Origin of the sequence: Streptomyces sp. NBC_00582 (genome assembly GCF_036345155.1) — a bacterium.
In the GTDB taxonomy this organism is placed as follows: domain Bacteria; phylum Actinomycetota; class Actinomycetes; order Streptomycetales; family Streptomycetaceae; genus Streptomyces.
Genome location: NZ_CP107772.1, coordinates 649318 through 670834, shown reverse-complemented (window position 1 = coordinate 670834; position 21517 = coordinate 649318). Strand labels below are relative to the sequence as shown.

The window sequence follows — 21517 nt, the reverse complement described above, 5'->3', positions numbered from 1 at the left end:
AATTCGGTGCGAGGCGTTGACACTGGTTCGGGTTGCTCCTACCTTCACTTCACGCGAACCGGTTCGACGATCGGCATCTGGCTGATTTCGTTCCATGGAATCATCGAACCGGTTCGATCAGCCTCGGCCAACCTCGGCAAGGAGCCCCGTGAACATCGGTGAGATAGCCAAGCGGGCCGGTGTCTCGCGGAGCACCGTGTCCTACGCACTGAGCGGGAAGCGCCCCGTGTCCGAGGAAACCCGTCAGAGGATCCAGCGGGTCATCGACAAGATGGGCTACCAGCCCAACGCGAGTGCGCGGGCCCTTGCCAACGGCCGGACCAGCACCCTCGGTCTGGTCTTCCCGCCGGCCGGTAACCACTACACCGGGATGCAGTTGGACTTCATCGGCAGCGTGGTGGAGGCCGCCGCGGCCTACGACTACGACGTGCTGCTGTCGCCGAGCGGTGTGGACAGCGACCGCTCGTTCCAGCGACTGCTGGGCGAGCGGCGGGTTGACGGCGCGATCCTGATGGAGATCCGGCTGCAGGACGACCGGCTCGACCACCTCACCGCGGTCGACTTCCCCTCCGTTGCCATCGGCCGCACCGCCCACCCGGAGGGCGGCTGGTGGGTAGGCCTGGACCATACGGCACTGGCGGCGGCCTGTGTGCACCACCTCGCGGACCTGGGCCATCGCAGGATCGCCCTCGTCAACCGGCCCGAGCAACTCCTGCGGGCCGGGTACGAGTCCGCCCACCGTGGGCTTGACGGATTCACCAAGGCCGCGGCGGAACGCGGCCTCACCGTCCAGACGTACTGCTGTGGGGACGACGCCGCCTCGGGTCTCGCCTGTTTGGAGCGGATCCTGCAGGACGACCCCGCCACGACGGCTCTGGTCACCTTGAACGAGGCCGCACTCGGCGGCCTCTACCGAGGGCTGGCGCAGGCCGGCCGTCATGTGCCACGCGACTTCTCCGTCACTGGCGTCGTGGCCAGCCGCTGGGCGGAGACGATGACCCCGCAGTTGACTGCGGCCGACGTACCGGCGGAGCAGATGGGCCGCCTCGCGGTCGACCTGCTCGCCGAGCGGCTCGACCACCCCGATACACCGGCCCGGCACCACCTGCTTGCGCCGCCGATCTCGTTGCGAGCGAGCACCGCACCCGCTGGCACCTCACCCGCCGACGCCGCCGCGGACTTCGGCGCACCCACACACCCCTGACCGTCACCCCGCACCCCATACCGGCGGACCGAGGCAACTCACCGCCATGGGGGCGGCGACAGCCTCCTGTCACCCCTCCCCGGGCACACCTGTGCCGATCTCAGGGCACACCTGTGCCAAAACCCATGAGGAACACCCATGAACAGATCTGCCGGACGGTGTCTCACCGCCGCCGTCCTGACCGTCGTCGCCGTCACCGCCACCGCGTGCTCCTCCGGCGCGGGCGGCAGCTCGCAGAAGGCCGAGGACAACGGCACGTACACGATCTGGGACCCGTACCCGCAGTTCGACAAGAGCTCGGCGTGGGTGAAGCTGCTGGACGGCTGTGGCACCAAGGCCGGCGTGAAGATCAAACGGACCGCGCTCGACACCAGCGACCTGACGAACAAGGCGCTGCTGGCGGCGCAGCAGGGCAACTCCGCGGACGTCCTCATTGTCGACAATCCGGTGGTGTCGACCCTGGCGGAGGCGGGCGTGCTCACCTCGACCGAGGAGAACGGGCTGGACGTGGCCGCGGTGGACCGCAACCTCCTCGCGGCCGGCCAGGTGAAGGGGAAGATCTACGGTACGCCGATCGGCGCGAACACCCTCGCCCTGTATTACAACAAGGCGGTGCTGAAGGAGGCCGGGGTGGACGTGGCCTCGGTCAAGGACTGGCCGTCGCTGACGGCGGCGCTGGCGAAGGTCAAGAAGGCGGGCAAGAAGGGCATCACGTTCTCCGCGATCGGCACGGAGGAGGGCAGCTTCCAGTTCCTGCCCTGGTTCTGGGGCTCGGGCGCCCAGCTGACAGCGCTCGACTCCGACCAGGCGGTCTCCGCGCTGTCGCTGTGGAAGAACTGGCTGGACAAGGGCTACGCCCCCAACTCGGTGATCAACAACACGCAGACGACCAGCTGGCAGGAGTTCGCGAGCGGCGACTACGCTTTCGCGGAGAACGGCACCTGGCAGCTCACCAACGCCGACAAGGCCGGCTTCGACTACGGAGTCCTGCCCATCCCCACCGTCACTGGAGGCAACGCCGCCGCCCCGACCGGCGGTGAGTTCGTCACCATCCCGGCTCAGGGCGAGACCGACCGCTACGCCACCTCCCAGAAGCTGGCTGCCTGTCTGACCAGCCCCCAGAACCTGTACGACACCGACAGCACGCTGTCCTACGTGGCCCCCACCAGCCAGGTTCAGGACAAGCAGGTGGCCGCGAACGCGGAGCTGAAGCCGTGGGTGGAGGCGGTGAAGGCCGCCAAGGGACGCACCAGTGACGACCTGGGCACCAGGTACCCCAAGATCTCCGAGCAGATGTGGAAGGCGGTCCAGTCCGCCCTCAGCGGGTCGGCGTCGCCGAAGGACGCTCTCGGCTCGGCACAGTCCGCCGTCAAGTAACCAGGACTCCCGCCAGCCGATGAAGCACACGACACAGTTGCGGGACCGCCGGCCGGTGCTCGACCGGACCGGGGCGGCGACCGCCGCCCCGGTCGCCGCCCGCACCACCACCCGGCCCCATCGCACCTCCCCGCAGTGGACCGCCTGGGCCTTTCTCGCCCCGGTGACCCTCTACCTCGCCCTCTTCTACGCCTATCCCCTCTACCGCAACATCGACCTGAGCCTGCGCAACTACACGGTCCGCTCCTTCGTCCAGGGCGACGCTCCGTTCACGGGGCTGACGAACTACAGGACCGTCTTCGACAACCCGACCTTCGCTCCCGCCCTGCTGCACACCGTGGTGTTCACCGCCGTGTGCCTGGTCTTCCAGTACGTCATCGGCCTGGCGCTGGCGGTCTTCTTCCACCAGCACTTCCGGCTCTCCACCACACTGCGGGCCCTGTTCCTGGTGCCCTGGCTGCTGCCGCTGATCGTCTCGGCCTCCACCTGGTCGTGGATGCTCAACAGCGACTCCGGTGTCGTCAACGCCGTACTGCACGCCGTCGGAATCAGTCCGGTGAATTGGCTGACCTCGCCGTCCTGGTCGCTGACGTCGGTGATCGTCGCGAACATCTGGATCGGCGTCCCCTTCAATCTGGTCGTGCTCTACAGCGGCCTGCAGTCCATCCCCACCAGCCTGTACGAGGCGGCGGCCCTCGACGGCGCAGGCTCCTGGCGACGCTTCTGGAGCATCACCTTCCCGCTCCTGCGCCCGGTGTCCGCCATCACCCTGCTCCTGGGTCTCGTCTACACGCTCAAGGTCTTCGACATCATCTGGATCATGACCAAGGGCGGCCCGGCGGACTCGTCCACCACCTTCGCCACCTGGTCCTACCAGCTCGGCTTCGGCAACCTCCTGCCCGCCTTCGGCCCCGGCGCGGCCGTCGGGAACCTGCTGGTCGTCGCCGCTCTGGCGTTCGGTCTGATCCATGTCAGGATTCAGCGAAAGCAGGCGCTGTCATGAACCGAAGCCCCCGCCGCACGGGGTGGAAGACCGCCGTGGGCCTGCTGCTGACCGGGGTCATGCTGTTCCCGGTCTACTGGATGGTCAACGTGTCCTTCACCCGCGACCAGGACATGCGCAAGAGCCCGCCGGACCTGTTCCCCGCCCACGCCACCTTGGCGGGCTACCGGGCAGTCGTCGACCAGCAGTTGCCCTATCTCGGCACGAGTCTGGTCATCGGCCTCGGTACCGTGGCCCTGACCATCGGGCTGGCCGCACCCGCCGGCTACGCCCTGGCCAAACTGCGCCCGCGCGGCGGCGGAATCCTCAACTTCGTCCTCCTGGCCGCGCAGATGATCCCCGGCATCATCATGGCGATGGGTTTTTATGCCATCTACCTCAGCCTCGGCCTGCTCCAGTCCGTGCCCGGCCTGATCGTCGCCGACTCCACCCTCGCCGTCCCCTTCGGCGTCCTCATCTTCACCGCGTTCATGTCCGGCATCCCCGGCGAACTCCTCCAAGCCGCACAGATGGACGGAGCCGGGCCCGTGCGCACCTTCCGGTCGATCGTCCTGCCGATGAGCCGCAACTCGATCGTCACGGTGTCCCTGTTCGCCTTCCTGTGGTCCTGGTCCGACTTCGTCTTCGCCAGCACCCTCGTCAACGGCGGCGCCCATGAGCCGATCACCCTCGGCATCTACCACTACATCGGCAACAACAACCAACAGTGGAACGCCATCATGGCCACGGCCGTCGTGGCCTCCCTGCCCGCCGCGGTCATCCTCGTCCTCGCCCAACGCTACGTCGCCGCAGGCGTGACCGCCGGCGCCGTCAAGGACTGACACCGGAGCGCCTGCACGCGGCGGAGCTTCGCACGAGCCGCCGCGCTAGCACCAGCGCCCCGACTGGTGGACAAGGTCTGGAGCTGTGTCCACTCGAGGCCATCCAGTTGGCCTTGCTAAACGGGTTGCGGGACGGGCGAACGGTTCATGACCGCCCGGCCCACGGCGGAGCTCCTGCCCATAGCGCAAGCTCCTCGACCTGATGCCGATCGTGCTCGGCGACCGACTGCCCCCAAGGTCCGAGACCGGCCGGCCGAACAGATCGAAGCCCGCCTCACCCCGTACGGCCTCGCCACCGAACTGACCAGCTCACCGCACTACCTCGCCGACGGCTACTGGCACGGCCCGATCTGGGCTCCCGTCCGGGACTCCGCGACCGCGCCTGTACCTGGACCGCCGGCAGCTACCTGCTGCTCGCCCGCGACCACCATCGCCGCGCGGACGCCGGGACCGACGTCACTGTCGTCTGAACCGCGAGCGGCAACCCACTCACACGTCCGGCACGGGGGCCGGCACAGCGACAACCAGCCCAATCCCTGAAGGGACGTAAGCACATGCCAAGAATCGGGCAAAGACGCTCGACCTCAAGACGTCTTCTTCGCGGCGTCGCACGGGCGCTGCTCCCGCTGACCGTCGTGGTCGGCGTCACCACCGTGACGGCAACGCCGGCCTCCGCCGCCACCCCCACCCTCACCGTCGACCTGGGCACCACCACCGGAGCCTTCCGCGGGGGCGCCTCCGGGGCGCTGTACGGCCTGTACGGCCAGGACGTGCCGACGAACAACCTCATCGAGGGGATGGGGCTCGAGACCACCAACACGAAGACTCAGGACGGACAGCAGCACCCGGGCTCGGACGCCTTGGAGATCGCCAGGCCCTTCGTCGACAGCGGCGGCGGGGACGAGTTCATCTATCTGACGGACGTGTACCGCGCCAACTACGAACGCACGAGCTACTCGGCCTACCAGGCGACCATGAAGACGCAGGTAGAGCAGGCCATGGCCAGCCCCTACGCGAGCCACATCGTCTTCATCCCCTACAACGAGCCCGACCTGAACTGGTTCAGCGGCATGCGCACCAACTCGACCGCGCTGGCCAACTTCAACGCCGAGTGGCTCCAGACCTACAACTTCATCAAGGGCATCTGGCCCGCGGCACGCCTGGCGGGGCCCAACCTCTCCAGTTACTCCGACTCCGCGTACAGCGGCTTCCTCTCCTACTGCAAGACCAACAACTGCCTGCCCGACGTCGTGACCTGGCACACCCTGGGCAGCCCGGCGGGCGTCCGCAGCACCGTCGACGCCTACCGCGCGGTGGAGACCGCAGCGGGGATCACCTCCCCGCTCCCCGTCAACCTCAATGAGTACGCGCACCGCTACCACCTGACCGACCCCGGCCAGATGGTCCAGTGGATCGCGGCCATCGAGGACGAGAAGGTCGACGGCAACCTGCCGTACTGGAACATCAACGGCAACCTCGGCGACTCCGCCGCGGCCCAGAACACCCCCAACGCCCAGTGGTGGCTGTACAACTGGTACAGCTCCATGAGCGGCAACACCGTCAAGGTCACCAGCACCGGGGCCAACGCCGCCTACACCCTGCAGGGTCTGGCGAATCTGGACACGGCCAAGAAGCAGGCCCGCGTCATCCTCGCCGGGGGCGGCACCAGCGGTGCCTCGAGCACGGTCATCAAGAACATCGACCCGGCGGTCTTCGGCAGCACCGTGCACGTCAGCGTCTTCCAGGACCGTTACAGCGGCTACATCGGTGCGGCGGCCACCCCGACCCGGCTCTCCGACGCCGACGTCGCCGTAGGCTCCGACGGCTCCATCACCGTCCCCATCACCCTCGACGCGATGTCCGCGTACGAGGTGATCGTCTCCCCGGGCGGTACCGGCAGCACCACCGCCTCCGACAACACGTGGCGGGCCACGTACGAGGCCGAGAACGCCACGCTCAGCGGCAGCGGCTACAACATCAACACCGAGGGCACGACCGGCAACGTCAGCAAGTTCGCCACCTCGGGCACCAAGGACGTCGGGGGCCTGCGCACCGGCTCGACCACGGTGATCTCCTTCCCCGTCTCCGTCCCCACCACCGGCGACTACAACCTGTCGGTGTTCGGCAACAGCTACGCCAAGGACGCCGACGTCAAGGGCCCGACGAACGTGTACGCGCGGGTCGACGGCGGCGCCTCGAGCAGGATCGACATCCCCGTCGGCTTCCAGTGGGTCGTGTGGGGCCACGCTGACGCCACCGTGCACCTGACCTCGGGCAGCCACACCATCACGCTGGCCACCACCGGTGACAACGGCGCCAAGACCGCCGGCGACGCGATCATCGACAGAATCGACCTCCAGTACAAGGACGCCTCCGTCCAGGGCACCACGCTCTACGAGGCCGAGCAGGCCGCCCTCTCCGACAGCGGCAGCACCACCTACACCTCGCAGGGCCAGTCCGGCGCGGGCGCGGTGAACCTCACCTCCGGCAAGTCGGCCACGTTCTGGGTCTACTCCGCGCGGGACGGATACGCCGACCTGACCGCCCGTTTCCGCAACACCGGCCAGGCCGACCTCACTGTCAACGGCAGGACCGTCAACGACCAGAGCCTCTCCGGCGCGACGACCGGCGCCTGGTCCACCTCCACCAACCGGGTGTACCTCAACGGCGGCATCAACAAGGTCAAGGTGACCGGGAGCGGCGGCACCCTCGCCCTGGACGACCTGGCCGTCACCCCGTTCAGCGCCACCGACGCCGTCACCACCGGCAACGTCGTCACCTATCAGGCCGAGGACGGCACCCTCACCGGAACCGCGGCCGTCGACACCACCTACAACCAGGCCAACGGCGGTGTCGTCACCGGCATCGGCAACGGAACCGCCAACTCCCTCACCCTCAACGTCAACGCACCCTCGGCCGGCACCTACGCCATGACCATGCACTACGCCGACAACGAGGAACTGCCCTCCAACCACTACAACCCCGACCTGTACGCCGAGCACGCCGACGTCAGCGTCAACGGCGGCGACCCCACCCGCGTCAACTTCGCCAGCACCCTGCACTGGAACCAGTTCAACGACTACACCGTGCCCGTCACCCTCACCAAGGGCGCCAACACGGTCAAGTTCACCGCCTCGCAGCTCTACAACTGGGACGGCACCACCATCGGCGTGGTCTACTCCGGCGGCGGCAGCGACATCGGACAGCCCATGCGCTCCAGCTCCGCGCCCCACCTGGACCAGGTGTCCTTCGCGCCCGCGGGCCTGCACATCGGCGCCTCGACCGGATTCTCCTCCACGGCCGTCGCCCAGCACAGCGGGCTCTGCCTCGAAGACCCCGGCCAGTCCACCGCCAACGGCACCCAGTACCAGCAGAACACCTGTGGAAGCGGCCAGGAGCAGGTCTTCGACTTCCACCCCGTCGCCGGCACGACCGACACCTACACCGTCGTCAACCACCTCAGCGGCAAGTGCCTGGACGTCTCGGCCTTGTCGACGGCCGACGGGGCCGCCGTCCAGCAGTGGACCTGCCTCAACGGCACCAACCAGCGCTTCACCCTCAGGCCGGTGACCGCGCTCGGCAACAGCCACGACTACCAACTCGTCGCCGTGCACAGCGGCAAGTGCGTCGACGTCAGCACCATCTCCACCGCAGCCGGCGCCCTCGTCCACCAGTGGACCTGCGACACCGGCAGCACCCTGACCACCAAGAAGAACCAGATCTGGCGCCTGCTCGGCAAGGAGTGACCAACAGCGGAACCCGTAAGAGGGCCGCGACACCTCGTCGTGGCCCTCTCCACGTGCGTACCAGTCGCCGGCCCCGCCGACTACACCGGCGGGGCCGGCGACTCCTGCACCGCGGACACCGGCAGCCCGCGCCCGACCTGCATCTTCGTTGGCGCCAGCGGCCATTGACCGACTGCCGCTGAGGCCGGTTTCGGCGAGGTATCCGTTGCTGAGGCCGAGGTGGTTTACTCGCGCGTCGCGACGGAGCTCGCCCGCCTGGCAGGTCTGCTGGCGCTGCCGGGCGGTGCGCCACGGCTGCCGGCCGACCGGCTCACTGACCGTCTGGAGGAAACCGGCGGCGACGCCCGGGTCAGGGGCCCGTACGGGCGGCTGATCCGGCGGGTCCTGGTCCAACGGCCGTCCTGCTCGTACCGGCGCTGCGACGGCGGGATCCGGCCGGGCACCGGGACGGGGTGCGAGAACCGCCAGAACGAGAGCCACCTCCGGCGGCGATGAGGCTTGGGCGGCATACGTGGCGCAGAAGTTCGCCGAACAGGTTCGCGACGAGCGCCGGGCTGCCGCTCTGCGGCACTTGGCCGGGAGCAGCGACGCACTGGCGGCCGTGTACGAGGCGGCTCTGCGTCGGCACCCTCGTGCTCTCCACGCCGCAGAGACCGCCGCGGACGACGCCTGCCGCCGTACAAAACAGTGGCGCGGCATCGCCACCCGCTACGACGGCCAACTCGGCCGCTACCGTGCCGCGATCACCCTGTCCCCTAGTCCTGCGGTGCCAGGGTGCGCAGGACGTCGAACTCGTTGCCTTCCGGGTCAGCCATGACCACCCAGTTCCGGTCCGGGCCCTGGCCCACGTCCACCTTGACGGCGCCGAGACCGAGCAGTCTGGTCACCTCGTCCTCGGTGCTGCCGTCGATCGGGCTGACGTCGAGGTGAAGCCGGTTCTTGACGGTCTTGCCCTCGGGCACACGGATGAACACCAGGGTGGGCGGCATCTGGCGGGCCCGGACATCCTCGACGGTTGGCACCCAAGAGCCGATCTCGACCTTGCCCTCGCTCCGGTCGATCACCTTGAAGTCCAGGACCTCGCACCAGAAGGCCGCGAGCCTCTCCGGATCATGGCAGTCAACGGTCAGTTCGGTGAACCTGCTTGTCATGCTTCTCCCAGATAGCGCGGACGGGCTCAGCGTACGTCGCCCGTGCTCGGCCCCGATCCTGGCCGGGCTCCGGTGCGGCAGGTGGCCGTGCCACTGCGGGTGCGCTCCTCGGTGAACTCGTCGTCGGCGACGAGTGTGCTGGTCTGCGCCCCGCTGTGCAGGATGTCGAAGTTGATGGTGAGGCTCATCGCGCCATCGGGCGAGGTCGCCGACGACGGCCATCACGAGCGCGACCTGCACGTTCCGTTTTCCTGATCGGCTGCACCATTTGACGGCGAGGCGCCATGCGTCCCACATCCACACGGTTCGGTCCCCACCGGCGACGACGATGGTGAACCGGCGCTCGACGAAGCGAGGCAGTTCCGCCTCGTCGAGCAAGGCGATGGCCGAGTCCTCCACGGAGATGCGGCTGGGGCCGTCCGCGTCCAGGACCGGCTGGTCGCCGCCGATCCTGAAGCGACCGGTGTGCGCTCGCCGGGGGCGATCTCCTCTGCCGGGCTGAAGCAGGTCCACAGCCGGTTCGAGGCGCGCAGGACGTTCAGGGCGTCGCGGTGGCCGTGTACGGCTGCGGTGTATTCGCGGGGCAGCTCATCAACGACGTGTACACCGCCTTGGCCGACGCCGTGGAGGCCGCCTGGGAGGCCGTCCCCGCCACGGATCCCGAGCGTGAGCATCGCCGCTAGACGACTGGTCTACTCGGATGCTAGGTTTTCAGCATGCCAGTCGCCACGCGCACCACGGACACTCGTCGGGTCATCCTCGACACCGCCCAGCAGATCATGGCGCGCAAGGGTTACTCGGCTGTCGGTATCAATGAGGTGCTCGCGGAGGCCGGCGTGCCGAAGGGCTCCTTCTACCACTACTTCGCCTCGAAGGACGCCTTCGGTGAAGCGATCCTGAAGAGCTACTTCGCGGACTACCTCGCGGACATGGACCGCGTTCTGGCCGGCCCCAGCCAGTCGGCGGCCGAGCGGCTGATGGCCTACTGGCAGCAGTGGCGGCAGACGCAGAGCCTGGAGGAGTGCCAGGGCAAGTGCCTGGCCGTGAAGCTCGGCGCCGAGGTCGCGGACCTGTCCGAGTCGATGCGCCTGGCTCTGAAGGAAGGAACGAGCGCCGTCGTCGACCGTATCGAGCGGACGATCGCCGACGGCCTGGAGGACGGCTCCCTCTCGGTCGACGGTGAGGCCCGCGACGTCGCACAGGTCCTGTATGACATGTGGCTCGGCGCCAGCGTCATGGCCAAGATCCATCGCAGCCTGGCCCCGCTCGACACCGTCACAGAGGCAACCCGCAGGCTTCTGCATCTTTAGTCGGCCCGCGCACCCCCATGGCCGATCCGCTCATGGGGCCCGGCCCCTCTTCACCCATCGCAAGTAGACTGGTCTACTCAAGGAGAGTCATGAAGGTTCTGATCGTTCTCACCTCGCACGACGAGCTGGGGGACACCGGCGTGAAGACCGGGTTCTGGCTGGAGGAGCTGGCGGCGCCCTACTACCGCTTCAAGGAGGCCGGATGGGAGATCACGCTCGCCTCGCCGAAGGGTGGTCAGCCGCCGCTGGACCCCAAGAGCAACGAACCCGGCTTCCAGACCGACGACACCCGGCGCTTCGAGGCCGACGCGGAGGCGACCAAGGCACTGGCGAACACCGTGCGCCTCGACTCCGTCCCGGCCGGCGACTTCGACGCGGTCTTCTACCCCGGCGGACACGGACCGCTGTGGGACCTGGCCGAGGACACCGTCTCCGCCCGGCTGATCGAAACGACCCTCCGCTCCGGCAAGCCCGTGGGGCTGGTGTGCCACGCCCCCGGTGTGCTGCGGCACACCGTGAACGAGGACGGCACCCCGCTGGTCGCGAGCAGGAAGGTCACCGGATTCGCCAACTCCGAGGAGGAGGCCGTCCAGCTCACCGACGTGGTCCCCTTCCTGGTCGAGGACGAACTCACCAAGCTCGGCGGCGTCTACTCCAAGACCGACGACTGGCAGCCCTACGTCCTCACGGACGGTCTGCTGATCACCGGGCAGAACCCGGCCTCCTCGGCTCCCGCTGCCGACGCCCTGATCAAGCTGGTCACCCAGGCCGGCTGATGAGCGCCTACGCCGTCATGCTGCGCGAACGCGTGACGGACCCGGCCGAGCCGGCTCTCTACGCCGGCTCGACCCGGGCGGCCCGGATCAGCCACCAGGTGACACCCGTCGTCGGATAGTGGGGCTGTCGAAACCCTGGAGGGCCCGGCGCTCGACGGTGTGCTCATCCACCGCTTCCCGGGCGCCGAGGATGCCGCCGCCTGACCCGGCGGCACCGTGCCGGCACTTCCAGAAAAGGTCCCTTCCGTCCTGGCACCGCGTTCGTGTCGTCCAGGGCGCGATCGGGCAGGACGGCGAGCAGCGCGGTCAACTCGGCCCCGTGCGCGTCTCATCAAGATCAGGTCAGAGCCGCCCGGGCTCGGTGTCGCGTGACGGGACCACTCTTGACGTTGCTTCGTACAACATCAGGATGGCTCCGCTGCCGCTGCACACGGACGAGCACGCGGCGGCAGCCGGCCGCTTCGGTGGCCTGATCGCCAACGGATTCCACACCATGACGGTGCTGCAGTTTCGGACGAACTGTGGGCGCTGATGGAGCCGTTGCTGCCCAAGCCGGGTCCGAAACTGGTGAGGGCAGGCCGCGGATACCGGCGCCGACGTGGTGGGCGCCGCACTGACACGACCGGCACATCGGCAGGACCTACGAACGCTCCGGACCGCGCCTGCTCACCTTCGCGGACGTGGCCGAGGAACTGTTGAAGGCCACCGGACGCGAGATCACCTGCATCCCGCTCACCCCGGATCAGTTCCGGGCCTCACTGCGGGAGATCGGCCTCCCCGAGGCCTCGCGGACGGCTACGCCGAGAACCTGGACGGCCGGAACGCCCATCTGGTCCACGGTGTCGAGGAAGCCCTCGGACTGCCCCCCAGGGACTTCTGCGACTACGCCCGCCTCGCCGCCGGCGGCCGGCTGCCTGTGCGTGGCGACCGCGGCTTCCCGCTCGCCGACGCTGCCAGGGCGCACGAGCTGATCGAGTCCGGCCATGCGCGCGGCAAGGTGCTCCCTCGCCCGTGAGTGAGTCTCCTACTTGTCCACCAGCGACATGTGGTGCTCGTTGTAACGGCTTCCCTTGACCTCGATCCGTCCCGCGAGTTCGTTGAGGTCCGACAGTTCGTCGGCGGAGAGCGGAAGGTGCGTGGCGCCGGCGTTCTCCTCGATGCGGGCGGTGCGCCGGGTTCCGGGGATGGGCACGATCGACGGATGCCGGGCGAGCAGCCAGGCGAGGGCCACCTGCCCCGGTGTGGCGTCCTTGGTCCTCGCGAGCGTGGTGATGTGCTCGACGAGTGCCTGGTTCGCCGCCCGGTTCTCGGCCGTGAACCGCGGGATGGTGGTGCGGACGTCGTCGGCCGCGAACGGTGTCGAGGCGTCCACCGCCCCTGTGAGGAACCCCTTGCCGAGTGGGCTGAAGGGCACGAATCCGATGCCGAGTGCCGTGCACGTCGGAAGGACCTCCGGCTCGGGATCCCGGGTCCACAACGAGTACTCGCTCTGCACCGCCGTCACCGGGTGGACGGCGTGGGCGCGCCGGATGGTCCGCGCACTTGCCTCCGAGAGCCCGAAGCAGCGGACCTTTCCCTCCCGTACGAGTTCGCCCACCGTGCCCGCGACGTCCTCGATGGGCACGTCCGGGTCGACGCGATGCTGGTAGAACAGGTCGAGCCTGTCGACCCCGAGCCGTTTGAGCGAGGCGTTCGCGACGGAGCGGATCTGCTCGGGCCGGCTGTTCAGCCCGACGGACGCCCCGTTCTCGATGCGGAATCCGAACTTGGTGGCGATGACCACCTGGTCGCGGACCGGGGCCAGGGCCTCTCCGACGAGTTCCTCGTTGACGTAGGGGCCGTACACCTCCGCGGTGTCGAAGAACGTGACGCCCAGATCCACGGCGCTGCGGAGCACGGCGATCATGTCGCTCCGGTCACCGGGGTTGGGGCCGTAACTCTGGGACATGCCCATGGCGCCGAGGCCGATGGCGGAGACCCGTAGGTCGCGTCCGAGGGTGCGCGTGTGCATGCTTCCTCCTTGTGGATGTCTCACCGTGGCGGAACCTTTGGGAACAGGCGCAAGGCGTTGGCTGTGGTGAGCGAGCGCCACGTGGCGCCTTCGGCCGGCGGGTCGGCGGCGTCGATCGCCGCGATATGGGCGTCGGCAAGGGCCGGTGGCGTCCAGCAGTAGTCGCTGCCGAAGAGCACGCGGTCGGGGTCGGCGAGCTTCAGCAGTGCGGGAACCTGGCGTGGGAAGGCCGTACCCGCCATGTCGTAGTACAGGGAGCGCAGTTGCTGTACGGCTTCGTGCGGGGACTCCTCGTGCGACGGCACGAAAAGCCGCATGAACTCGTTGATGCGGTCGGCCAGGACCGGGATCGCGCCACCGCAGTGCGGGACGATCACCCGCAGGTTCGGGTGACGGGTCAGGACGCCCGCCATCACCAGGTCCGTGACGGTACGGGCCGTGTCGAAGATGTACTCGACCATCGGACGCGGCCTGCCGAGAGCGGACTGCTCCCAGCACACCGGTGAGGTGGGGTGCAGGAAGACCACGGCCTTCCGGCGGTCCAGCTCCGCGAAGACCGGTTCAAGGCGTTCGTCGCCCAGGTACACACCGTGGGTGTGGGTCAGCAACGCCACCCCGTCGGCGCCCAGTCCGTCGACGGCGAAGGCGATCTCCTCCAGCGCCCCGTCCACGTCCGGCAGCGGCAGCGACACGAAGGTGCCGAAGCGGCCGCGGTGGTCGCGCGCCAGTTCGGCGGTGTACTCGTTGACGCGCCGGGCCAGGACGCGGGCCGCCTTGTCGTCGCCGAAGTGCACGCCGGGAGAGGACAGGGAGAGCATCGCGGTCTCGATGCCGTTGCGGTCCATCAGATCCAGATGGTCCCGCACGGACCACGACGGCCAGCCCCCCATGCCGTCGGGATGGGCGTGGCCCGCCGCGGTCGCCTGCTCGACGTAGAAGCCGGGCAGGTGGTGGGCGTGGACGTCGATCAGGCCGGAGGTCATGGCGGCGGGCTTCCTTCTCGTGGGCTTGGGACGTGGAGGCCAGGTGGTTGCTTGCTCTACTCCCCCTGCTCGCCTCCGGCCAGCCGGACCTCTTCGGCATCCAGGGCCGCCTGGAGCCGGCGGAGCACGGTGTCGTCGATCTGCGCCTCGTCCCTCAGGCGGACGACGGTCGCGCGCTTGGTGGCGATGAGGGCGAGTCGGAGGTCGGTGTAGTGGCGGTTGTGGAGCAGGGCGGGATCGTCGTCCGTGCCCGCGCCCCGCGCTCGTACGGTCGCCAGGTTGGCCTCGTACTCCTGCCGCAGCCACTCCATGACCTTGGGGGTGGTGCCCAGTTGCGTCGCGAGCCCGGGAAGCGCCTTGATGGCCTCCTCGGTCGCTGTGGTCTCGGCGAGGATCTGCTCCTCGTCGACGGAGGTGTCGCGGGGCAGCCGGGCCCAGCGCACCACGCCCGGCAGCAGCAGCCCCTGCACCACGAGGGTCACCACGATGACACCGGAGGTGACGAAGACGATGAACGCCCGGCCGGGGAACGGCGCACCCGAGTCGAGGGTCTCCGGCACGGACAGTGCCACCGCCAGCGACACCGCGCCCCGGAAGCCCGCGAACCCACTGACCACTCGGGCCCGGTCGCTCATTCTCCGCAGACGCTGCTCGGGACGCCGGTCGATCCCGCGGATCAGGTAGGCGGAGGAGAACAGGAACACGAACCGGACCGCGACCAGGACCGCGCTGACCACCGCGATCGCGATGAGGGCGTGCCTGAGGTCGGACCGGCTCAAGTGGCGCAGGGCGTACTGCAGTTCCACTCCCACCAGGACGAACAGGGCGCCGTTGATGATGAACGTGGCCAGCGGCCAGAAGGCCAGGGCCTGGCGGCGGTGCTCGGCCCGGATGAGGCTGGGCGCCACCTGGGCCATGATCAGGCCGCTCACCACGACCGCGAGGACGCCGGAGGCGTGGATCACCTCGGCCAGCAGATACGCCGTGAACGGCGCGAGGATCATGACGAGGTTGCCGAGCAGAGGATCGTCCAGCCGGCGACGCAGGTTCATGTTGACCCAGGCGACCGCGACGCCGACCGCGGCCCCGCCGCCGTACGCCAGCAGGAACAGTGCCCCGACGTGGGGGAGGGTGAGGTGCTCCTCGCCCACGGTGATACCGACCGCCAGACCGTAGATCACCAGGGCGGTGCCGTCGTTGACGAGGCTCTCCGCGCGCAGGACCGTGATCTGGCGGCGTGGCAGGGAACCCGCCAGGGCGCTCACCGCTGTGGCGTCCGTGGGCGCCACGGCCGCGCCAAGGGCCCAGGCCGGTCCCCACGGCAGCCCGAGTGCGTGCCCGGCGACCGCCACCGCCCCCGCGGTGAGGATCACCAGCACGGTGCTGAGCAGGGCGATGCCGCGCAGGTTCGTCCGGATCTCCCGCATCGACGTGGTCAGGCTCTCCCAGTACAGCAGCACGGGAAGGAAGAGCAACAACACCACTTCGGGGGGGAGTTGGGGCTGACGGACGGCCGGGACGAGGCCGATGAGGGCGCCCAGGACGAGGAGCACGACAGGCGGTGCGACGCGGAAGCGCTGTCCAAGGAAGTTCCCCGCGAGCACCGCCGCACCCAGGACGACGACGAGTTCGAGACCGAGCATGACTTACTTACTCCGGGGCGGGGCCGGCCGGCGGTGACGGCTCGGCGGGTTCGACGGGGATCTTCCTGGTCATCCGGGCAGCAGCCGCAGCGTCGTGGCACGCGCGGCTGCCCTGGGATCGACGCGAGCACCGCCGAAACGGCCGTACTCGCTCCGGTACGCCGTGTCCACGCGGTCGTTGGTCCCCGGGTCCGGCACCTCGGCGAAGGTGACGCCTGTCCAGACGGTCATGGGAGCCACGATCACGGACGCAGCAGCGTCTTGATGGCGCGGCGCTCGTCCATGGCCTTGTAGCCCTCGGCCACCTCGTCCAGGGGCAGGGTGAGGTCGAAGACCTTGCCCGGGTCGATACGGCCGTCGAAGACGCGGTCGATCAGATCGGGCAGGTAGGCGCGCACCGGAGCGGGGCCGCCGCGCAGGCCGACGTGGGAGAAGAAGAGCTCCTGGCCGTCGATCCGCGTGCCGTGGGGGAAGCCGACGAAGCCGACGTTGCCCCCCGGACGCGCGGAGTGCAGGCCCTGGTGCATCGACTCCTGCGTGCCGACGCACTCGAGGACCGAGTCGGCGCCGACGCCGTTGGTCAGCTCCTTGACGCGGGCGACGCCTTCCTCGCCCCGCTCGGTGACGATGTCGGTGGCGCCGAACTCCAGGGCCAGCTTCTGCCGGGACTCGTGCCGGCTCATGGCGATGATCCGCTCGGCGCCCAGCTCCTTCGCGGCGATGACCCCGGACAGGCCGACCGCGCCGTCACCGACGACCACGGCCGTCGAACCGGGTCGGACCTCGGCCGCTCGGGCGGCGTACCAGCCGGTGCCCATGACGTCGGACAGGGTCAGCAGGCTCGGGATCAGCTCCTCGTCCGGCTGCTCCGGGGTGGCGACCAGCGTGCCGTCGGCGAGAGGGATGCGGACGTACTCGGACTGGGCGCCGTTCACCTGTTGCGCGTGCAGGCAGGAAGTCTGGTACCCGGCACGGCAGTTGGGGCAGGTGTTGTCGGAGGCCACGAAGGAACCGATGACGAACTGTCCCGGCCTGACGGTCGAGACCTCGCTGCCGACCTCCTCGACGACGCCGACGTACTCGTGGCCGATCGGCCACGGTTCGGCGACCGGCAGGACGCCTCGGTAGCTCCACAGGTCGGAGCCGCACACGCAGGCGGCGACGGTGCGGATGACCGCGTCCGTCGGAGCCGTGATGGTCGGCTCGGGGGCGTTCTCCACCCGGACGTCCCCCGGCGCGTGAATGATGGTTGCTCGCAAGGTGCTTCCCAGCTCTCTTCGTGTCTGTCGTGCCGTCAGGTGCGGGCGTCCCTCAGGCGTCAGCCCGACTGCTCTGCCTTCTCCGCGATCTCCTTGAGCTGTGTCATCGCGGTCATGGCGTTGGGCCACCCGGCGTAGAAGGCCAGATGGGTGATGACCTCGATCAGCTCGTCCTCGGTGACACCGTTCTCCGGGCCTTGCCCAGGTGGAAGCCGAGCTGGTCGGCCCGGTACAGGGAGGCCAGCGCGGTGACGGTGACGAGGCTGCGGTCGCGCGGGGAGAGGCCCGGGCGCTCCCAGATGTCGCCGAAGAGGACGGTGTCGGTCAGCTCCGCGAGCTTGGGGGCGAACTCCTGGATGGCCGGCGGGGCGAATTTCTTCCGTTCGGACATGAGGGGGTGCTCCTGCGTGGATTCGAGTGGGGGGAGTGTGTGGGTCACCGGTGAAATTCTGGATTCCGGGTCGCTCACCATCCCGGCAGCCCGACACGGCACCGACTTTGTCAGTTCCCCGAGGGCCCGCAAAGGGGAGAATTCCATCCGGGGAACTGCTTATCCAGGGGAGAAATCCTTACCCCCTTCGCGGCGGCCGGATGATGCCACACTGGCGTCATGACCGGCGACCCGCAACCGAACGAACTAGGAGAATTCCTCAAGGCGCGGAGAGCCGAGTTGAACCCGCGCACCGTCGGTCTGCCCGACACCGGCGGCCGACGGGTGCCCGGCCTGCGCAGGGAGGAGGTCGCCCTGCTCGCCGCCATCAGCACCGACTACTACACGCGGCTGGAACAGGGCCGCATTCAACCGTCCGCGTCGGTGCTGGCCTCGCTCGCCCATGTCCTGCACCTGTCCGACCACCAGCGTGACCACCTGTTCGAGCTGGTCGGCCGGCAACGGGCACGACACCGCCGGCCGGCCGCGCAGAAGGCCCACCCGCAGCTGCGCCGCCTGCTCGACGATCTCACCGCGAGTCCCGGCGTGGTGATCGGCCGCCGTATGGACATCCTGGCGTGGAATGCGCTCGCCGTCGCCCTGTTCACCGATTTCGCGAAGGTGCCGGAAAGCAGGCGGAACTGCGTCCGTATCCTCTTCACCGATCCCACCATGCGGACGCTCTACGCGGACTGGCGGGCCGTCGCCCGTGACTGCGTGTCCCATCTGCGCAGAGAGGCCGCCACACACCCCGAGGATCCGCAGTTGATCAGCCTGGTCGGTGAACTCTCCATGGAGGACAGGGACTTCGGTCAATGGTGGGCAAGCCGTCGAGCGCCGTCACGCAGGCAGGGCGTCAAGCGGTTCCACCACCCCCTCGTGGGCGACCTCGTCCTGGACTGGGACACCCTCATCTGCGGCAGCGATCCCGATCAGGAACTCATCGTCTGGACCGCTCAGCCGGGCACGCCGTCGTACGACGGGCTGCGCGCCCTCGCCTCGCGGGCCACCGGCCGGCCCGGTGGACCCCCGGCCGGGCGGGCCAGCTGAGCCGGGGAGGAAAATCTCCCCCTTACATTTCGACTGAATACTGTGACACTCGCTGCTATGTGCACCGAAGCGCGTTTTACTGAACTGGGGGAATTCCTCAAGGAGTGCCGGGCCCAACTCGGTCCGCGCACCGTCGGTCTGCCCGAGTCCGGGACGCTCCGGCGCGTGCCCGGGCTGCGCCGTGAGGAGGTCGCCCACCTCGTGGGGATCAGCACCCACGCCTACGCGCGGCTGGAACAGGGACGCGCCCCCGTGCCGAGGACGGTGCTCGCCACGCTCGCCCGCGTCCTGCACCTGTCCGATCACCAGCGGGACCACCTGTTCGAGCTGGCTGGAGGCGCCTGCGGATCAGGCCGTCGGCCGACGCAGAAGGCTCACCCGCAGCTCAGACGCCTTCTGGACGAGCTGGCCACGAGCCCCGCACTCGTCATCGGCCGGCACCTGGACATCCTCGCCTGGAACCCTCCGGCAGTTGCTCTGCTCACCGACTTCGACAAGGTCCCCGCGAAGAAGCGCAACTACGCGCGGCTGATGTTCACCGACCCCGCCTTCCGGAAGCTCTGCCTCGACTGGCGGACCCATGCCCGGACCTGCGTGACCCATCTGCGCCTGGAGGCCGCGCGGTACCCCGGCGACCCCCGGATTGCCGCACTCGTCGGAGAGTTGTCGGTGGCCGACGCCGATTTCCGGCAGTGGTGGGCCGGCCGCCAGATGAACGGCCTGCGGATGGGTACGACGCGGCTGCGCCACCCGGTCGTCGGTGACCTCACCCTGGACTGGGACATCCTGACCTGCGCCGCCGACCCCGCGCAGAAGCTGCTGATCGCCACCGCCGAACCCGGGACCCCGTCGCACGACGGGCTTCTGCTCCTGGCGTCGTGGACCGCGGACCCGGAACAGCCCGCAGAGGATGCGGCGGCCTGAGGACTCCCGCGTCCGGTCCGGGCAGGGCGCACGGCTCCCGGGATCATGCGCGACGGACGCGGTCCCTCCGGGGCGCCGGGATGTGCGGTCGATCCCGATCGGAGCCCGACAACTGCGCCGACAACTCGTCGACCGGTTCGACCAGGTCCGTCGGCCGGTCGGGTCCCCACCAGTCGCCGAGCAGTTCGGCGAAGGAATCCTGACGGGCGGCCGAGAGCTTCGCCGCGGCCTCGCCCCCCCCGCGTCCGTGAGGAGCAGGTCCCTGCACGCGCGGGTGGCCAGACGGCGCTGCTCGATCTCATCCAAGGCATCCTGGATCACCGGCAGCGGCACCTGGCCGTACTCGGCGAGACGCGCCGGCGACAGCGACCGCTTCGGTCGCAAGGCCCGCAGCAACCGCCAACTGGACGCGGGCAGCAGGTCGGCGTGGCTCCTCAAGGGGTCGCGGCCGGCCGCCGCGCGTATCCGGTGCGCCCGGATCCGGACCAGCTTCGGCGAAAGCACCGGTTCGGCGGCACGGCGCTCGGCGAGGAGGAACGACACAAGCAGTACGACGGCCAGTGCTGCGGTCCCTGTCAGTGGGGTCGACGTCCACCCCCCGGTCCTGCCGCCGAGCGAGGTCACCAGGATCAGACAGGTGGCGACGGACGCGATCAGGAGCGTGCCGAGGTAGTCGATCCGGTGTCGCCGACAGGATCATCAGGCCGCCGCCGAGACCCCGCAGCGTACGGAAGCCGATCAGCTGGGACATGCTCTGCGCCAGGCCGCACAGCGCCGAGCCGATCAGAACGTCAGGACCAGCCGGCCACGCACACCTCCCGCGGCGAGGAGCCGGTGTGCCTCGGCGGCCTGTTCCGCCGGGAACGTCCTGGCGACCCGAAGCGTGATCAGGCCGTCCTCCACCTGCTGCCGCAGCCGGTCGAGCCTGGCCCGCTCCCGGGCGTAGCGGAACACGACGATCGGCTGGTAGAGGATGCCGCGTTCACTGGGACCGTCGTAGCCGAGCAGAGTGACCACCCGGCCCCCGTCACGTACCGCCCGGGCGGTCAGAGCGCCGAGTGAGGCGCCGTCGAGGAGTCCGTCGACGCCTTCCGGGACCTCTGTTCGTACTCGATCGGGGTATTCGGCGCCGCGCCGCAGGACGATGTCGGCGCCGAGTTCCTTGACCAGGGCCTCGTCCTGCTCGGAGGCGTCGGCCACCACCCGCAGCCCGTCCGCCTTGGCCAGCTGGACGGCGTAACCGCCCACCGCGCCGGCCGCTCCGGTGATCGCCAGGGTCTGCCCGGCCGCCAGGCCGAGCGTGTCCAGCGCCAGACGGGCGGTGAGACCGTTCATCGGCAGGGTCGCGGCCTGCACGTCGCTCGCGCCGTGGGGTGCGCGCACCACGGACTCCACCGGGACCACGACGTGCTCGGCGTAGGCGCCGTGGGAGCCGTCTGCCAGCACGATCGCGATCACCTGGTCACCGACGCGCAGGTCCGTGTCTGTACCCGCCCCGATCTGGTCGACGACACCGGCGGCCTCCATGCCGGGAACGAACGGCGGCCGGGCGTCCGGAGACCGGGCGGGTCCCCTGCGCTGGAGGGCGTCGACCGCGTTGACGGTCGCGGCGCGCACCTGGATGCGTACCTCTCCCGGACCGGCATCCGGGGCAGGCAGCTCAAGAACCTGGAGCACCTCCGGCCCACCGAATTCCGTGAAACCTACAGCCTTCATGCGAAGCACCTCGTTGTCTGACATGGGTCGTCGAGGTGTTCGACTTTTCCGTCTCGGGTACGCCCGGAAAAGGGGAGGAATCCTGGTGGGGATACGGCCACAGGGGGGACGCA

Annotated in this window: 21 protein-coding genes and 3 pseudogenes; 14 read left to right on the top strand and 10 right to left on the bottom strand. The window is 69.2% G+C overall.

The window, feature by feature from the left end; all coding sequences use genetic code 11:
- Positions 1-148: 148 nt before the first annotated feature.
- The 7 genes and pseudogenes from OG852_RS03090 to OG852_RS03065 all read left to right on the top strand — a co-directional run bounded on the left by OG852_RS03090 (position 149) and on the right by OG852_RS03065 (position 8646).
- Positions 149-1204 (top strand): LacI family DNA-binding transcriptional regulator, encoded by a 1056-nt coding sequence (locus tag OG852_RS03090; RefSeq protein WP_330346986.1) that lies wholly within the window; start codon positions 149-151, stop codon positions 1202-1204.
- A gap of 138 nt (positions 1205-1342) precedes the next feature.
- On the top strand, positions 1343-2581 hold the full coding sequence (locus OG852_RS03085) for a sugar ABC transporter substrate-binding protein (RefSeq protein ID WP_330346985.1): 1239 nt from the start codon (positions 1343-1345) through the stop codon (positions 2579-2581).
- A gap of 19 nt (positions 2582-2600) precedes the next feature.
- Complete coding sequence (locus tag OG852_RS03080; protein WP_330346984.1) at positions 2601-3584, top strand: carbohydrate ABC transporter permease; 984 nt, start codon at positions 2601-2603, stop codon at positions 3582-3584.
- Positions 3581-4405 carry a carbohydrate ABC transporter permease gene (locus tag OG852_RS03075; RefSeq protein ID WP_330346983.1) on the top strand — a complete coding sequence of 275 codons (825 nt, stop codon included), beginning with the start codon at positions 3581-3583 and terminating at the stop codon, positions 4403-4405. The genes OG852_RS03080 and OG852_RS03075 overlap by 4 nt, the downstream gene beginning before the upstream one ends.
- A gap of 190 nt (positions 4406-4595) precedes the next feature.
- Positions 4596-4875 (top strand): annotated as a pseudogene (locus tag OG852_RS50870) (glycogen debranching protein); the annotation flags it as partial.
- A gap of 183 nt (positions 4876-5058) precedes the next feature.
- Entirely contained in the window at positions 5059-8151 is a 3093-nt protein-coding gene (locus tag OG852_RS03070) for an RICIN domain-containing protein (RefSeq protein WP_330346982.1), read from the top strand.
- Positions 8152-8370: 219 nt separating this feature from the next.
- Positions 8371-8646 carry a hypothetical protein gene (locus OG852_RS03065; RefSeq protein ID WP_330346981.1) on the top strand — a complete coding sequence of 92 codons (276 nt, stop codon included), beginning with the start codon at positions 8371-8373 and terminating at the stop codon, positions 8644-8646.
- Positions 8647-8906: 260 nt separating this feature from the next.
- Here the strand turns inward: OG852_RS03065 and OG852_RS03060 are convergent, their stop codons facing one another.
- Both OG852_RS03060 and OG852_RS03055 read right to left on the bottom strand, forming a co-directional pair.
- The gene (locus tag OG852_RS03060; RefSeq protein WP_330346980.1) at positions 8907-9302 is read right to left on the bottom strand and encodes a VOC family protein; all 396 of its coding nucleotides are present in this window, start codon (positions 9300-9302) and stop codon (positions 8907-8909) included.
- 26 nt (positions 9303-9328) lie between these two features.
- Entirely contained in the window at positions 9329-9490 is a 162-nt protein-coding gene (locus tag OG852_RS03055; RefSeq protein ID WP_330346979.1) for a hypothetical protein, read from the bottom strand.
- A gap of 363 nt (positions 9491-9853) precedes the next feature.
- On the opposite strand from OG852_RS03055, the gene OG852_RS03050 reads away from it, so the two are divergent.
- The 5 genes from OG852_RS03050 (at position 9854) to OG852_RS03030 (ending at position 12403) form a co-directional block, all read left to right on the top strand.
- The gene (locus OG852_RS03050) at positions 9854-9985 is read left to right on the top strand and encodes a hypothetical protein (protein ID WP_330346978.1); all 132 of its coding nucleotides are present in this window, start codon (positions 9854-9856) and stop codon (positions 9983-9985) included.
- A 33-nt stretch (positions 9986-10018) separates the two neighbouring features.
- Positions 10019-10612, top strand: coding sequence for a TetR/AcrR family transcriptional regulator (locus tag OG852_RS03045; RefSeq protein WP_133916920.1), 594 nt, complete (start codon positions 10019-10021; stop codon positions 10610-10612).
- A gap of 89 nt (positions 10613-10701) precedes the next feature.
- Positions 10702-11388 (top strand): type 1 glutamine amidotransferase domain-containing protein, encoded by a 687-nt coding sequence (locus tag OG852_RS03040; protein ID WP_133916919.1) that lies wholly within the window; start codon positions 10702-10704, stop codon positions 11386-11388.
- A gap of 409 nt (positions 11389-11797) precedes the next feature.
- Entirely contained in the window at positions 11798-11920 is a 123-nt protein-coding gene (locus tag OG852_RS03035; protein WP_330346977.1) for a MaoC/PaaZ C-terminal domain-containing protein, read from the top strand.
- A gap of 66 nt (positions 11921-11986) precedes the next feature.
- Positions 11987-12403: a zinc-binding dehydrogenase gene (locus tag OG852_RS03030; protein ID WP_330346976.1), complete on the top strand. Its 417-nt coding sequence runs from the start codon at positions 11987-11989 to the stop codon at positions 12401-12403.
- 9 nt (positions 12404-12412) lie between these two features.
- On the opposite strand, the gene OG852_RS03025 is transcribed toward OG852_RS03030, so the two are convergent.
- The 6 genes and pseudogenes from OG852_RS03025 to OG852_RS03000 form a co-directional block, all read right to left on the bottom strand.
- Positions 12413-13399, bottom strand: coding sequence for an aldo/keto reductase (locus OG852_RS03025; protein WP_330346975.1), 987 nt, complete (start codon positions 13397-13399; stop codon positions 12413-12415).
- A gap of 20 nt (positions 13400-13419) precedes the next feature.
- Positions 13420-14382, bottom strand: coding sequence for an amidohydrolase family protein (locus OG852_RS03020; RefSeq protein WP_330346974.1), 963 nt, complete (start codon positions 14380-14382; stop codon positions 13420-13422).
- 56 nt (positions 14383-14438) lie between these two features.
- Positions 14439-16025, bottom strand: coding sequence for a Na+/H+ antiporter (locus OG852_RS03015; RefSeq protein ID WP_330346973.1), 1587 nt, complete (start codon positions 16023-16025; stop codon positions 14439-14441).
- A gap of 69 nt (positions 16026-16094) precedes the next feature.
- Positions 16095-16256, bottom strand: coding sequence for a DUF2255 family protein (locus OG852_RS03010; protein WP_330346972.1), 162 nt, complete (start codon positions 16254-16256; stop codon positions 16095-16097).
- Between the two features lie 11 nt (positions 16257-16267).
- Positions 16268-17284, bottom strand: a complete 1017-nt coding sequence (locus OG852_RS03005) for a zinc-dependent alcohol dehydrogenase family protein (protein ID WP_330346971.1) — start codon at positions 17282-17284, stop codon at positions 16268-16270.
- Positions 17285-17343: 59 nt separating this feature from the next.
- A pseudogene (locus OG852_RS03000) lies at positions 17344-17675 on the bottom strand (carboxymuconolactone decarboxylase family protein).
- Between the two features lie 219 nt (positions 17676-17894).
- Here OG852_RS03000 and OG852_RS02995 point away from each other — a divergent pair.
- Together OG852_RS02995 and OG852_RS02990 are read left to right on the top strand one after the other, a co-directional pair.
- A complete protein-coding gene (locus OG852_RS02995; RefSeq protein WP_330346970.1) occupies positions 17895-18764 on the top strand; it encodes a helix-turn-helix domain-containing protein in 870 nt (289 codons plus the stop codon).
- 57 nt (positions 18765-18821) lie between these two features.
- The gene (locus tag OG852_RS02990) at positions 18822-19688 is read left to right on the top strand and encodes a helix-turn-helix transcriptional regulator (RefSeq protein WP_133916910.1); all 867 of its coding nucleotides are present in this window, start codon (positions 18822-18824) and stop codon (positions 19686-19688) included.
- Positions 19689-20144: 456 nt separating this feature from the next.
- Here OG852_RS02990 and OG852_RS50865 read toward each other — a convergent pair.
- Positions 20145-20475, bottom strand: a pseudogene (locus OG852_RS50865) (hypothetical protein); the annotation flags it as partial.
- On the bottom strand, positions 20472-21404 hold the full coding sequence (locus tag OG852_RS02985) for an NADP-dependent oxidoreductase (RefSeq protein WP_330346969.1): 933 nt from the start codon (positions 21402-21404) through the stop codon (positions 20472-20474). The pseudogene OG852_RS50865 and the gene OG852_RS02985, both read right to left, overlap by 4 nt.
- Between the last annotated feature and the right edge of the window lie 113 nt (positions 21405-21517).

Coding starts and splice junctions, on each gene's coding strand:
- OG852_RS03085 (WP_330346985.1), top strand. CDS start 1,343: ATGAACAGATCTGCCGGACGGTGTCTCACCGCCGCCGTCCTGACCGTC.
- OG852_RS03080 (WP_330346984.1), top strand. CDS start 2,601: ATGAAGCACACGACACAGTTGCGGGACCGCCGGCCGGTGCTCGACCGG.
- OG852_RS03075 (WP_330346983.1), top strand. CDS start 3,581: ATGAACCGAAGCCCCCGCCGCACGGGGTGGAAGACCGCCGTGGGCCTG.
- OG852_RS03060 (WP_330346980.1), bottom strand. CDS start 9,302: ATGACAAGCAGGTTCACCGAACTGACCGTTGACTGCCATGATCCGGAG.
- OG852_RS03055 (WP_330346979.1), bottom strand. CDS start 9,490: ATGAGCCTCACCATCAACTTCGACATCCTGCACAGCGGGGCGCAGACC.
- OG852_RS03045 (WP_133916920.1), top strand. CDS start 10,019: ATGCCAGTCGCCACGCGCACCACGGACACTCGTCGGGTCATCCTCGAC.
- OG852_RS03040 (WP_133916919.1), top strand. CDS start 10,702: ATGAAGGTTCTGATCGTTCTCACCTCGCACGACGAGCTGGGGGACACC.
- OG852_RS03035 (WP_330346977.1), top strand. CDS start 11,798: ATGGCTCCGCTGCCGCTGCACACGGACGAGCACGCGGCGGCAGCCGGC.
- OG852_RS03025 (WP_330346975.1), bottom strand. CDS start 13,399: ATGCACACGCGCACCCTCGGACGCGACCTACGGGTCTCCGCCATCGGC.
- OG852_RS03020 (WP_330346974.1), bottom strand. CDS start 14,382: ATGACCTCCGGCCTGATCGACGTCCACGCCCACCACCTGCCCGGCTTC.
- OG852_RS03015 (WP_330346973.1), bottom strand. CDS start 16,025: ATGCTCGGTCTCGAACTCGTCGTCGTCCTGGGTGCGGCGGTGCTCGCG.
- OG852_RS03010 (WP_330346972.1), bottom strand. CDS start 16,256: ATGACCGTCTGGACAGGCGTCACCTTCGCCGAGGTGCCGGACCCGGGG.
- OG852_RS02995 (WP_330346970.1), top strand. CDS start 17,895: ATGACCGGCGACCCGCAACCGAACGAACTAGGAGAATTCCTCAAGGCG.
- OG852_RS02990 (WP_133916910.1), top strand. CDS start 18,822: ATGTGCACCGAAGCGCGTTTTACTGAACTGGGGGAATTCCTCAAGGAG.
- OG852_RS02985 (WP_330346969.1), bottom strand. CDS start 21,404: ATGAAGGCTGTAGGTTTCACGGAATTCGGTGGGCCGGAGGTGCTCCAG.